Origin of the sequence: Nodosilinea sp. FACHB-141 (assembly GCF_014696135.1) — a bacterium.
Lineage (GTDB): Bacteria > Cyanobacteriota > Cyanobacteriia > Phormidesmidales > Phormidesmidaceae > Nodosilinea.
In genome coordinates, this window is sequence record NZ_JACJPP010000013.1 from 340,269 (window position 1) to 353,648 (window position 13,380).

Here is a 13,380-nt window from a genome sequence, read left to right on the forward strand (position 1 = left end):
CGATCCTTTGCAGGCGTTGTCTGTGAAACGCTAACTCGATGAATCGCTGATCCAAGCCCCAGGCGTTGAGACGTTTAAATCCTATGGGCACATCTGTCGCCGATCAGGGCACCCACATTTTGCTGGTGGGCACCAACGAGGGCCAAATCCGCCAGATGGAGTTTGACCTCCAAGAGTCCGGCTATCATCCCGTAGTGGCCAGCAGTGCTAAGGCAGGCCTTGCCCTAGCGACTGAAAGCCACCCGGCGCTAGTTGTGGTCGATCGCCTGCTGGGGGGCGAGTCGGGGCTGGCGCTGTGCCAAACCCTGCGCAGCCAGGGCATCAAGTCGCCGATTGTGCTGCTGATGGCTAAAGACAGCCTCGAAGACCGGGTGGCCTGCCTCGAATGCGGCGCTGACGACTACTTTCTCAAACCCTACCGCGCCGACGCCTTCTTAAAAATTGTGCAGCTCTATTTGCAGTCAGCCCCAGGGGAGGTCGAGCACCTGCGCTTTGGCGATCTGACGCTGGATTTAGACAATCGCCAGGCGCTGCGGGGCGATCGCGTCATTGAGCTAACAATGAAAGAATTTGAGCTGCTCAGATATATGATGGAACACCCGCGCGAGGTGCTGCCCCGCGAGCAAATTCTTGAGAATGTTTGGGGCTACGATTTTGTGGGTGAGTCGAACGTGATTGAGGTCTATGTACGCTACCTGAGGCTTAAAATTGACGGCGAAGACGACAAGCGCCTGATTCAGACTGTGCGGGGTGTGGGGTATGTGCTGCGGGAGAGTTAGTCGGTTGGTGAGTGGATGGGTGGACAGGTAGATGGGTGGATGGGTGGGGGCCAATATTCACCGGGTGAACGACTAGAATGTTAGCGCCCTGGTTGGGTGCCCACAGTTGCATTTCCTGGTTTTTTCCATGTCCTATCGTTTTGCTGGTTTGGCTTCCCAACGGCTTTATCTATGGCTGCGGCAGGGCATGGCCTTGAGCCTGGTGCTTAGCGCGTTGGTGTTGGGGGCCGGGTGCGGGCCAACCCCCTCCACAGCTGAGCCACCGTCTACGACCGACAACACCCCATCAACGCCGACTGCCGCCGAAACCCCTATGGCTGATCCTCGCGGCCAACAGCTTGCCGTCACAGCGGTTACGACCCTGGGCGGTGAAGAGATCTTTCTAGAAGTGGCGACCACACCACAGCAGCAGGCCCTGGGGCTGATGTATCGCGATGCGCTGCCCAGCGATCGCGGCATGCTGTTTCCCATGGGTCGGCCTCGCCCAGTGAGTTTTTGGATGAAGAATGTGCCAGTGGCGCTGGACATGGTGTTTGTCTACCAGGGGCAGATCGTAGGTCTGGCGGAGGCACCTCCCTGCACCGCTGATCCTTGCCCCACCTATGGCCCCGGCAATCAGCTAGTGGATCACGTGATTGAGCTGCGGGCCGGGCGCGCCGCTGAGCTGGGCCTGGCAGCAGGGGATGAGGTTGTGATCAAAGAAGTGGGGGAGTAGGGTGCTGTTAGGCCGCAGGCCGGATTGGGTGACCACACATCACCTGTGCTTGGCCATAACGCACTGCTGAAGCATCTCTACGGCAGGAAGATTATTGATACAAAAACAGCCGTTTGGCAGCGCGAGTGAAGGCGACATAGCAGAGCTGGTTGCGCTCGATCGCATTGCGGTTAGCGGTCATTGATGGCACATCCACAAACACATCCTGAAAGGTTGAGCCCTGGCTTTTGTGAATGGTGAGGCTATAGGCGTAGTCAACGGCGTGGAAGCGCTGCTGCAAATCCCAAAATTCCATCCAGCGCTTTTCTTTGGCGAGAAAGTCGAGCCTGGTTTTGAACTCGGCCTGGCCCGACTCGTGCAATACCTGCAGGGTCTTGTAGTCGCCGGTTTCGGTCTCGACTTCGAGCATCCACAGGGGCCACTCGCCCTCGCGACCTCGGGCAATGTTGAGCACCTCGCACTCGGCGGAGGTGGGCAGCACGACCGCCTCTTTTTCTAAACAGGGATTAACGGCGATTAGGCGATCGCCGGGCACAAATCGCTTAGCGTTGGGGCCGTAGATGGCGGCGCGAATGGTGTGGTTGAGCTGGGCCACCCGACGGTTAGTGTAGGCCAGGGCGCGCACTTGGTCGGGATTTTTCTGGTAGGCGGGGCTGGTAAAGGCGCGAATCAGCAGGTCGTGCCAGGCTTGGCGAGGCAGCACAAAGCAGCCTTCGGTGTTGTCGGCGTTGGTGTCGTTGGCGAAGTGGGGCAGGGCATCGCGCTCCAAGTTGCGGCGAATGTCTTCAGCGATCACGCCGATCGCGCCGCCATAGCGCACCACCTCGGTAAGCTGTGACTTGTGAATGATCTGGCGAAAGCAGGCCGACTCAGGCTCGTTGACCGGCGGCAGCTGAGCCGAATCGCCCACGAATAAAATCTGAGTGCCCCGGTACAGGTTCGACACGGCATTCACCAACAGATCCCATAGCTCCTGGTTGATCATCGAGCATTCGTCGATGATCACTAGGCGGTAGCGATCGATCTGGCTGGCCTGCTGGCGATCGATCGCAAACACCTGCTTGCCGTTCTCTTCGTCGATTACCGGGCGCAAGCCCAGCAGCTTGCAGCAGGTCATAGCGTCAATATCGAGCCGCCACTGGGCCGCCATCGCCGCCAGCACTTTGGTGGCTTTGTTGCTAAAGGCGCTGAGCACAATGGGGCGCTCGTCGCCGCGATCGCGCAGCCCGTTCACAAACACCTGAAGCAGCGTTGTTTTGCCCGTGCCTGCGTAGCCAGTTAGCAAATACAGCTTTTCGGTGCCCTGCACAAAGGCGTCCAGAGCATCCAGAGCGGCCTCTTGCTCGGCGGTGAGCGCCAGGTCAGCTTTAGCAGATTTGGATGGGGATATAGCCATGGGCAGGGAACAGATGTTCTATCCCAGGTTAGCCTGATTCACGGTCTCAGACAGGGGAGACTTCATCCTAGGGCAAGCTTTGGATAACAGCCGCTACAACGCTGGCCAACGCAGGTTTATCGATTTGGCCCTGGGCGACCTGCATTACTAAGTCGTAGGCGTTGTCTCAAAATTCGGCTCTGGCTCCCCTCTCCTCCCTGGGAGAGGGGCTGGGGGAGAGGGCTGCAGGGACGTTGTAATCTACTAAGTTTTCCTAAACCACCGCCATGTCAGCCTTGATAGCAAAGATATGCGCAATGGTTTCTTCAACCGAGCGATCGGGGGTCGAAGCGCCAGAGGTGACACCCACAGTAATGGGGCCATCGGGCAGCCAATTTTCCGTCACCGTTAGGTCACCGTGGAGCGGCTTGTGCTCGATGCGGTTGCCGGGGCCAATGCGGCTGGCGCTGTCTATGTGGTACGAGGGAATGCTGCGATCGATTGCAATCTCTTGCAGGTGGGTGGTGTTTGACGAGTTGTAACCGCCGATCACCACCATCAGATCCAGCTTTTCATCTACCAGCTCAAACATGGCATCTTGGCGCTCTTGGGTCGCATCGCAGATGGTGTTGAAGCTGAGGAAGTGGTCGTTGAGGGCCTGGGGGCCAAATTTCTTCAATATAGTGTGCTCGAAGAGTTTGCCGATTTGCTCGGTTTCGCCTTTGAGCATGGTGGTTTGGTTAGCAACGCCGATGCGATCGAGGTCGGCATCGGGGTCAAACCCAGGGGAGCAGGCATTGCCAAACTTGGCCATAAACTCGGCTTTGTCGCCACCGTTGAGAATGTAGTCGGCCACGTAGTTGGCCTGATCTAGATTCAGCACCACCAGGTACTTGCCCGCAAAGGAGCTGGTAGCCACAGTTTCTTCGTGGTTGTACTTGCCGTGGATGATCGAGGTGTGGTCTCTTTTCTTATGCTTTTCGACCGTGTTCCACACCTTAGAGACCCAGGGGCAGGTGGTGTCAACGATGGTGCAGCCCTTGTCGTTGAGCAACTGCATTTCCTGCACGCTGGCCCCAAAGGCAGGGAGAATCACCACGTCGCCTTGGCCCACAATAGAGAAGTCTTTCTCGCCATCTACTACTTCAATGAACTCTACCGCCATGTCTTTGAGGCGCTGGTTGACGCTGGGGTTGTGGATGATTTCGTTGGTGATCCAGATGCGCTCGGTGGGGAAGTGCTGACGGGTTTCGTAGGCCATGGCCACTGCCCGCTCGACTCCCCAACAAAAGCCAAAGGACTGGGCCAGCTTGATGGTGACGTTGCCGCGAGTGAGGGTGTACTGGCGATCGCGAATTTCCTGAATTAGCCCGCTGTTGTACTCGGTCTGCATTTGCCCGGCGACTTCTTCCCCGTGGCCAAACCCCTGGCGAAAGTACTTATCGGAGTGGTTGAGAGAGCGCTTAAAGGCCTTGGTATCCATTGAGTCTTCACCGGGTGCAGCACATTCTCTAGGATAGCGGGTTGTGTGGAGATGCAAACTAGGGGTATTGCCGGATGCAAACCAAGTGCATCGCCGGATGCACACCAGGTGCATCGCCGCATAAACCCTTCAAGTTAGCAGCATTATTGTTTGGGATAGAGGGTCATGGGTGGAGGCTTGGGGTGCGATCGCCCCAGTGAATTTTAATCTTTACCCATAACGTTGGCCAGTTCGCTGCCGATATTGGGAGTAGTTCCCTTGGCAGGCTCACGTCAGGGGTGCTTACGGTCTGACTGTAATGCCCACCGGGCGGCCCTCGTTGTCTAGGTCAATAATTATGTTCTCGTTCAGCCTTTCTGATTCGGCAATGGGGCGATCGACCAGGTGAATATATAGAGTGTCGGCATCGGGGGAGTAGGTCAGGTGCAGTGAGTTTCTTCTCCCCTAAGTTGCCGACGGTAAACACGAGTATTGCGATCGTCTCAGCAATCTCTCCAACGTCTATAAGGCTATAGGGCGATCGCCTCTGTAGGAGGAGCGATCGCGGCAACTGTTACCTTTTGGCCGAAAAGGGAGCACTCTCGTTAGTGATAAATGACACCCTTTGGGAATGCTAAATTCACTTACTACTTAGTACAGCAGCCTTCCCAAAACCAGCACAGGTTGCCAGCCAAAGCACTAAATCACCCGCAGTGAGCCGAAACAATGAAAGCAATAGGATACCCTTTTCTTTTAACCGGAATTGGCATGTTGGCGGCCACATTCTTCACATACACAAATACCAACACCTTCCTCAAAGATGCCATCAAAACAGAAGGGACGGTGATAGAGCTGATACGGTCTCAATCAGACGATTCAGTAACTTACCAGCCGGTTGTGGTTTTTGTTAGCCAAGAAGGCGAAGAAATTGAATTCACCTCGCCGTCAGGCTCTAACCCGCCAAGTTACTCAAAGGGGCAAGCAGTAGAGATTTTTTATCTGCCAAATAATCCACAGAAAGCTGAAATTAATGAGTTCTTTTCATTGTGGGGTTTGCCAACTATTTTAGGTGCACTAGGCAGCATATTTTCTACAGTTGGCACTGGCCTCCTCGTTGTGCCCATGATAAAAGAACGTGAAGAAAAATATTTGAGGCAGCAGGGAACTCCCATTGAGGCCAAATTTAAGAGCATAGACGTTGATACTACGGTATCGGTCAATGGAAATCACCCTTTCCGGATCATGACGCAATGGCAGAATCCGTCTACTACAGAGATACACGTATTCAAGAGCAGCTGCTTATGGTATGACCCATCCGAATTTATGACAGGTGACTCAATCACCGTGTTTATCGAAAGAGAAAATCCTAAAAAATACTTCGTTGATCTTTCATTTCTTCCCAAGTTAGCTGAGTAGTAAGCCATGCACGGCTTCGAGAAGATTTTACCAAACTGAGTCAGAACCAGCAGATTCTTACTCAATCAATTCTCCAATATTAAAATCAATGCGAATCCAACTCCTCAGTTGTCTCAAGCTATCGAGCAGTAAAAGGGGAATTTGCCAATGATGCACCATTAGGAACGGCAGGGGATCATTCACCATGAAAATGGCTTCCTTACCCTGCCAGATGTTGGTGAGCCAGCGTTGAAGTTGTTGAAGCGATCGCACCTCATTTAACCGCCAGAGTTCGTGGTAAAGCCAGTACGTAGGTTTGCTGTTCGTGAGCGGTTCTAGGGGTTCTGGGGGAGCTTCGGAATTTAAGTAGGCATTGGCGACACCAGGATGGTTGTAGAACATGGTGAGTGCCGAGTGGGTGCGGGGGTTACACTCGATTGCATAAACCGTTCCGTCTTGAGCTTGAATTAAGTCAAAAGAAGCTTGCCCATAACCCGGAACAGCCGACAAAAATCTTTCGATCCAGGCGGCGATTTCGGGTTTATCAACCTGCTGATAATTCACCTGGAAGGCGGAGGATTTGCAACAGCAGTAGAGCGTTGATCGACCGTCGCGAACGGTGCTGTGGGTGCAATATTCCTGCCCTGGAATGAACTCTTGCAGAATCCAGGGCTTGGCTTCGCTGATGGGTAAACCATTCACGAATGTAGCCGTAGCTTCTGAGGTTTCACAAGGCAGTTTGGTCAGATCGAGCCGATGTTTAGAATCGTAGGGAATACTTTTGAGAATATACTTTCGCTTCTCTTTAGAAAAGTCGAAGTTTAAGACCTGTTCTGGGGATGTAATTCGATAGGACTTTGGCACGGTCAAAGAGAGCGATCGCGCCTGTTCTGCAAAGGCAAATTTATCATCCAGCATCCGAATCGTTTCGGCGTCAAAATGGCAGACCTCACAATAGTCTGCTAATGGATGCTCTGTCATCCCGTCGTAGTAAAGCACAGAGAAGATTGCAACAGGAATGAACAAGTCAATCTTCTCTCTACGGGCGATCGCCTGCAGGGCATTGATATAACCCTGCAAATCTTTCGCCGGATCGGGCACGGTATAAAACGCCGCAACCGCGTTGGAATATTGATTGCCGCTATGCCAAAACTTTTCTGTATCAATCAAAATTGCCCGATGCCCAGCCGCATGAAATGAACGGGCCAGCTGAAGTGCCTTGGTCATTCTACCGCCTGCAATCAAGATGCTTTTTGGCTGCTCGGCTGCAATAATCGAAGGTGAGGAACGACGCAACCGGCTCCAGAGAAGCGACCCCAGCACGATCGCCAAATTGAAGGGCAGGGCGATTGTCAATAAAGCCAATACGCCAAAATTTTGTAGAATTGCCCAAATGACGGTCTGAAGATTGCGGACTGCTGTGACGGTTTTGGTCGGAGATGTTGGGTCTGCCTGCTTGAGCAGTAGCGTTTCAGTTGACATGGATCGGGATGTTTCAGTCATTATCTTTAGCCCATCCCTCAAACTCGACGAATGAGCGTGAGCCCGTCCCGCACCGGGAGGAGTACCTGTTCGGTCCGGGGATCATCAGCCACAATCTGGTTAAAGTGGGCGATCGCCTGAGCAGTATCCGATCGCTCTGATTCTGCTAGGTAAACTTCTCCCAAAAACAGGGTGTTGTCCGCACAGATATAGCCATTGGGGGCCAGTAAATTGGTGCCAATCAGCTTTTCGTAGTAATTCACGTAGCCCGCCTTGTTCGCATCAATAAAGGCAAAATCAAAGCTTGCCTGGTCGGCAATCAGCTGGTCCAGGGTATCGGAGGCAGGCCCTAATTTGACATCGATCTTGTGTCCGTGGGGCGATTGCTCAAACAAATTTTGGGCAAATCGGGCGGCGTAGGGGTCAATTTCGCAGGCAATCATACGACCATCATCGGGTAAGCCCTCTGCCATTGCTAGGGCCGAGTATCCGGTAAACATTCCAATATCCAGAATTCGCTTTGCCCCGGTCATGCGCACAAACATCTTCAAGGCTTGCCCTTCTAGATGCCCAGTTAGCATTTCCTGCTCTAGCTGTTGTTCCGTTTCCCCGCCCTCAAATTTTGCTTGCCAGGGTTCGTGCTGCGTTTTTTGAGCAATCTGCGTCAAAGCAGGCGATTCGGGTGTGGTCGATCGCTCCAGATAGCCATCCAACCCGGCAATTAGCAGCAGTGCTTTTTGAAGATGGGTGCTTAAATCGCCAGGATTATCTGTCACCTGGGGCAACAGGGCGATCGCCTTCTCCAAATGGTGAGCTGCAATGGTTACGGGAGTAATGGGGCGGGGTGGAGGTGTGGAACTGGTGCCGCTGAAGCTCATACTTTACCTCCCACCAGGGAAGGAACGGGTTTAGCGAAGCTCTCTTCTGGCTTCACGTAGGCATCAATGCCATCTCCTGCTCGGGGATAATCGACACAGAGAGTCTTGTGTTCTTCCAGGGTTGCTTCCAGTTCCTCACGGGTTAAATCATTGACGAAGTGGCATTTCCCAATGGGATGGGGAACCGCGGCCCGCAATAAACCATCACGGGTGAGGGTAATGGATTGATTAGCTTTCCAAAGCAGTTCAATATCTAAACTAGGATGATCCAGAGCTAATCCCAAACGACTCATTAATCCTAAAATGCGATCGCGCTCTGCCGACGTAATATAACCCCGACGGGCGGCAAGGGTGGCGGAAAATGCCATGTCAATGTTGACGGCATGACCGTGGAGTAGCGGTGGCTCTGGCGTGAGTTCTAAGGTTGGGCTCCAGGTATGACCATAGGCAATCACGCGATCGAGCATCAACTCATGCAGATTAGGAGTTTCTAGCTCCAGCATGGTTTTGATCGATTCGTAGTTCACCTGATGCCCAATCTTTTGCAGGGAACTATTCTCATTGCGGTAGCCAAAGTGGGTGTATAACAGCTCTTCACCGTAGCGATCGAGCAGGTCAAATACTTGCCGATTGGAGACGACAGCAACCTTAACCAGTTCTGCCATGCCATTGCGAATTTGATCGACGGGCAACGTCCGCAGAAATGAAAAATTGAGGAAGGTTGCTTTCGGGGCATGGTAAGCCCCCAAACGGTTTTTCAACTTACCGTGATTGACCGCCACTTTGATGGCAATTCCGGCATCAATCAAACCAATCAACGTAGTCGGAATCCGAATATAGTTTGTGCTCCGGCGATAGGCAGCACAGGCAAACCCTGCTACATCTGTCACCAAACCACCACCAATTACCAAAACAGGTTCTTTACGTAAAAGATTAAAGCGGCAAAAGGCATCAATGATAGTTTGCCAAGTTGCGATAGTCTTATCAGGCTCTTTAATAGAGACCGGAAAGACCGTTAATTCAACTCCATAGTACTGAAAGTATTGCTGCAGTTGGGAACCGTATAACTGGTTAACGGTATCGTCTACAATTGCAAGACACCGCTTGAGTGACGTGTAATAACTTGCTAATTCAGGTTGATGAATATCGAATAACCGTTCAACAAACTGAAAATTGAGTTCGATCTTCTCGTAAGCTTCGACTTGAAAACCGGCTGAATTGGCAGAAAACTGCGCCTGAATATTGCTCATGACTCTAATGATAATTTCGTTGAGTTAAGGGAACTAGTGAACGCAGATATGTCGGTGGAGATGCTAAAAGTAGCCATTTCCACGAAACCGTTCCACCACGAATGATTTGCCCTAGACCAAAAACGGCCTAGAACGAGGGGCTTTGACACCCCGACAAATTGTGCTCAATTTTTACCTCAGCAAACTGCCTGAAAATTCTTCAGTAGTTGGCAGATGTTGAGGGGCCATTGAGGTAAAAGCTTCAACAAAGCTATAGCTGGGAGAGCCAATCCGATGCCACAAAATAAGAGTAAATAAAAACTCGAATTCTGATAGACTTGGCAAACTCCCAAAAAGTCACGATTCCAAAAACACCCTTATTTTGAATCATCCTGGAGTAATGCCAAAACTGTGGGTAGCTTAATTTACTCCCGCAAACGATGAACTCTATCAATAGGTAGAGAACAGTTGCAGCAGCAAAACTCAGCCAAGGAGTTGCTTGAGCAGTTTGGTGCCTGTCTGCAAGGGGCGAGCGATCGCGCTGAAGTATGGACCAATCGTAGATACAGCGCTGATTCCGCTGCCTAAGCGGAGCAATACCCAGCGCGAAAACAAAACCATCAAGCAGGGTGAGGTGCCGTCTGAGTGACGAGATCAACCGCATAGGCTGGGGCAAGTTGAGGCCAGGTGAGCGAAGAAAGGCAAGTAGGAATTCCTATGTGGCACCACGCGGTTCAACTTATGCTCTTACTCATAAGAGCCTGGAGTGAATCTAGGCGAGCGCTTCCCACACAACACTTTGCTAACCGGTTCAGTAAAACAATGACAGGTTAGCTCGACGTTGATAGACGCTCAATTTATATCCACTAGGTATTTCTTCTAAGCTCTGACAAACTCTCTTCGAGTATAGTGATCGCGAATCTCCTGAATCAGCCCGCTGTTGTACTCGGTCTGCATTTGCCCAGCGACCTCTTCCCCATGGCTAAACCCCTGTCCGAAGTACTTGTCGGAGTGGTTGAGAGAGCGAAGGCCTTAGTATCCATCGAATCCTCACCGGGTGCAGCACGTTATTTAGGATAGCGGGTTGTGAGTGGGGGGTTGGGGTGCGATCGCCCAGCAAATTTCAATCGATGCCCCTCAAAAAGCACAGGCTATAGTGGTGGGCAACCGCAACCCCCGCCCTCACCATGACCGGATTTGAACCTCTGATTGGAGCCGCCGCCGCTGGCCTGGGTAGCTTGATTACCAATTTAGTCAAAGACAAAGGTACTGAAACCCTCAAAAAGCTCGATTGGGATATTGGCAAGAACCTGGCCATGAAGAAAGCCATGGTTGGCTATGTGCGCCGCTATATCGATCGCCACGGCACCCTCAAAGTCGCCTGCGTGCGGATGGATTACCCCGTACGGCTCGACGAAATCTACACCGCCGTGCAACTGCTAGATCGCTCCGCCCTGCGCTACTTTGAGTCTGAAGATGCCCTGCAAGAGCAATACCGGCAAAGCGGCAAGCGAGGCTTTAACATTACTAATGCTCAAAAGAAAGCAGGTCTGCAAGTTGCAAACGAACAGCAATACCTGATGGTGCTGGGTGGACCAGGAGTAGGCAAATCCACATTTTTAAGAAAAGTCGGCCTAGAAACCCTCCGAACTCTGAGCCAACGAGACTTTGCAGGCAAATATTCTGGTAGTCCGTCAATCTCACAGAAGATAGTTTATGAATATCCTCGCATTCCAGTAATGCTGGAGCTGCGTCAGTTTGACAAGCCCGACTTAGGCATCAAAGCACTTATTTCAGAAGAACTTAGAACTTGCGGTTTTCCTGAACCAGAAGAGTTGACGGAACTATTCCTTAAGAATGGAAAGCTTTTAGTCTTGTTGGATGGATTAGACGAGGTGCCAACAATCAACCTCAACAAAATCATCTACGAAATTGAGAATCTGATAGATCAGTACAAAATCACTCCAGAGAATAATGAGTCTAAAATCGAGAAAGTAAAAGAGGCGATTGACACTTACAAAAGCAGTCTTAAAACATGCACTTTTCAAGAAAAATATGAAATACAACAAAAGCTTAGAAAAGAAGAAAAAAAGCTTAGAGAAGAAGAAGAAAAGCTTAAAGAAGAAGAAGAAAAGATTAGAAAAGAGCAAGGAAAACGCGAAAATCGTTTTATTGCCTCTTGCCGAGTGGCAGCTTACAACTTTGGAGGATTCAAGCAGTTTAAAGATGTAGCAATAGCTTCTTTTGAGGACGAACAGATCCAGCAGTTCATCAGCAACTGGTTTCGAAAAGACTTAGATATTGGAACTGAAACTGCGGAGCGTTGCTGGAATCTCTTAAAGAGTAAAGATTACCATGCTGCAAAGGAATTAGCCCAAAATCCACTTTTGCTAACTTTGCTCTGTGTGGTATACGACGAATTTCAAGATTTTCCTAAAAAACGCCATGCTCTTTATGGTGAAGCTCTAGATGTATTACTGAGAAAATGGGCTTCAGAAAAACGCATTCAGCGCAACCCTATTTATCAGGAACTCAGTGCTGAGCTAGAATTAAACATGCTGGCAGAAATTGCTTACATTAGCTTTGCTGACAACCAGCTCTTCTTCTCAAAGACGAGGCTGGTGGAGCAAATTCGAGAATTCTTAATGGAAAATCTTAATGCTCCGCGTCATTTAGATGCTGAAACTGTACTACGGGAAATTGAAATTCAGCAGGGCATTCTAGTTGAAAGAGCGCGAGATGTTTACTCCTTTTCACACCTGACTTTTCAGGAATACTTGACGGCTAAATGCCTTGCTGATAATCAGAAAGTTGACCAACTGATACGAGACCATATAGCTGAACAACACTGGCAAGAAGTCTTTCTATTGGTAGCAGGGTTGGTGTTAGGCAAGCGGGGAGCAGACGACTTGCTCTTGGGAATGGAAAAGCAAGCCCAGATATACATAGTAGAGAACAGACTTCACAAAGTGTTCGCCTGGGCCAGCTCCGTCACGGAAGATGACTTAGGAGACAGCAAAGCTTCCACTAAACGAGTCGTAGCTATATTACTTACTCGTACTTTCGCTCCCAATTTTGATTTCAATCAAGCTCTTGACCAAGCCCTTGACAAATGCATTAACCGTGTTCATGGCCATACTCTCGAATTTAGCCTTACTTTGGATGGTGCAATTGACAATACATTCGGCCCAAATCTTGCATGCGTTCGTACTTTCGCTCGTGTCCTCGACCGAAAACTTGATCGCGCCTTCACTCTCGCTCTCGCTCTCACTCTCGCTCTCACCCATCCTGACGTCTTTTCCCGCAGCCTTATTCATGCCCGTGCTTGCTACTTTACAGAGGAGTGTCAAAAGCTGAGAATCTTTAAACCGAGTTTAATTAATGCATTATTTTTAGATCTAGTAAGTTTAAGAAAAAGTGAAGACTTTCTTAGTGGAAGCCAGAGAGATTTTACGAAAAAGATTTTTTTATGTTTTTCAAAAAATCTAGGGATTGAATTGCAATCCTTAAGATTTTCTGAGCATGAATCTAGGCAGCTTAACAACTATTTCTATATCTTAGAACTCATGGTTCGCTGCAAAGAGGCAGCGGTGCGGGTGTCGCCGCAGGTGTGGGCGAACATTGAGTCGCGCATGTTCACGGTGCCTGTTGAGTGAGCCAATTTTGAGCCTTAGATTACAAGAAGAAACCAGGTTTTTGGGCTAGCGAGCATGTCCCGGCGACAATAAATTTTCTGTCTAAGAAGTATTTCCACCAAGCTTTGTCAAACTCTGATCAGGTATGATGGCAACCAGTTTTAGACAGCCATGTTGACTCGCCATCTCTCAAGCTGCAATGCGCGAAGCCATCTATGAGCTTCTGGAAGACGGTACTTTCTAAGCGAGATACCCGCCGGCAAAGGAGTTTGGAGCAATGCCACGGCCTTGAGCTTGCCGCGAAGAACTGCAAGATTCTCTAGAAAAGTGGATTACCCCAAGGTTGCGGTTGTGACATACCTTCCCTAACTCTCTAGCTCGCTATAGCTAGCAATTCCTACGAGATGTGTAGACAGGGCTCCAGCGTACC

Annotated in this window: 11 protein-coding genes; 5 read left to right on the plus strand and 6 right to left on the minus strand. The window is 50.5% G+C overall.

Annotated elements, in window-relative coordinates; translation table 11 throughout:
• Positions 1-83 precede the first annotated feature (83 nt).
• Together nblR and H6F59_RS15325 are read left to right on the plus strand one after the other, a co-directional pair.
• On the plus strand, positions 84-779 hold the full coding sequence (gene nblR, locus H6F59_RS15320; protein WP_190701650.1) for a response regulator transcription factor NblR: 696 nt from the start codon (positions 84-86) through the stop codon (positions 777-779).
• 127 nt (positions 780-906) lie between these two features.
• The gene (locus H6F59_RS15325) at positions 907-1,494 is read left to right on the plus strand and encodes a DUF192 domain-containing protein (RefSeq protein ID WP_242021488.1); all 588 of its coding nucleotides are present in this window, start codon (positions 907-909) and stop codon (positions 1,492-1,494) included.
• Between the two features lie 91 nt (positions 1,495-1,585).
• Here H6F59_RS15325 and H6F59_RS15330 read toward each other — a convergent pair whose 3' ends face one another.
• From H6F59_RS15330 to H6F59_RS27665, 3 genes are all read right to left on the minus strand, one after another.
• Positions 1,586-2,890, minus strand: a complete 1,305-nt coding sequence (locus tag H6F59_RS15330) for an ATP-dependent RecD-like DNA helicase (protein ID WP_190701653.1) — start codon at positions 2,888-2,890, stop codon at positions 1,586-1,588.
• Positions 2,891-3,143: 253 nt separating this feature from the next.
• Positions 3,144-4,352, minus strand: a complete 1,209-nt coding sequence (locus tag H6F59_RS15335) for a 4-hydroxy-3-methylbut-2-enyl diphosphate reductase (protein WP_190701656.1) — start codon at positions 4,350-4,352, stop codon at positions 3,144-3,146.
• Between the two features lie 282 nt (positions 4,353-4,634).
• Positions 4,635-4,781, minus strand: a complete 147-nt coding sequence (locus H6F59_RS27665) for a DUF2283 domain-containing protein (RefSeq protein WP_190702157.1) — start codon at positions 4,779-4,781, stop codon at positions 4,635-4,637.
• 276 nt (positions 4,782-5,057) lie between these two features.
• Between H6F59_RS27665 and H6F59_RS15345 the strand changes: the two genes are divergently transcribed.
• On the plus strand, positions 5,058-5,747 hold the full coding sequence (locus H6F59_RS15345) for a DUF3592 domain-containing protein (RefSeq protein ID WP_190701660.1): 690 nt from the start codon (positions 5,058-5,060) through the stop codon (positions 5,745-5,747).
• A 57-nt stretch (positions 5,748-5,804) separates the two neighbouring features.
• On the opposite strand, the gene H6F59_RS15350 is transcribed toward H6F59_RS15345, so the two are convergent.
• The 3 genes from H6F59_RS15350 to H6F59_RS15360 are packed head-to-tail and all read right to left on the minus strand — an operon-like array spanning position 5,805 to position 9,336.
• Positions 5,805-7,229 carry a hypothetical protein gene (locus tag H6F59_RS15350; RefSeq protein WP_242021489.1) on the minus strand — a complete coding sequence of 475 codons (1,425 nt, stop codon included), beginning with the start codon at positions 7,227-7,229 and terminating at the stop codon, positions 5,805-5,807.
• A 17-nt stretch (positions 7,230-7,246) separates the two neighbouring features.
• On the minus strand, positions 7,247-8,086 hold the full coding sequence (locus H6F59_RS15355) for an O-methyltransferase (RefSeq protein ID WP_190701665.1): 840 nt from the start codon (positions 8,084-8,086) through the stop codon (positions 7,247-7,249).
• Positions 8,083-9,336, minus strand: a complete 1,254-nt coding sequence (locus H6F59_RS15360) for a sedoheptulose 7-phosphate cyclase (RefSeq protein WP_190701669.1) — start codon at positions 9,334-9,336, stop codon at positions 8,083-8,085. Before H6F59_RS15360 ends, H6F59_RS15355 begins: the two co-directional genes overlap by 4 nt.
• Positions 9,337-9,814: 478 nt before the next feature.
• Between H6F59_RS15360 and H6F59_RS15365 the strand changes: the two genes are divergently transcribed.
• The gene (locus H6F59_RS15365; RefSeq protein ID WP_190701673.1) at positions 9,815-9,964 is read left to right on the plus strand and encodes a hypothetical protein; all 150 of its coding nucleotides are present in this window, start codon (positions 9,815-9,817) and stop codon (positions 9,962-9,964) included.
• A gap of 538 nt (positions 9,965-10,502) precedes the next feature.
• A complete protein-coding gene (locus H6F59_RS15370; protein ID WP_190701677.1) occupies positions 10,503-12,971 on the plus strand; it encodes an NACHT domain-containing NTPase in 2,469 nt (822 codons plus the stop codon).
• Positions 12,972-13,380 lie beyond the last annotated feature (409 nt).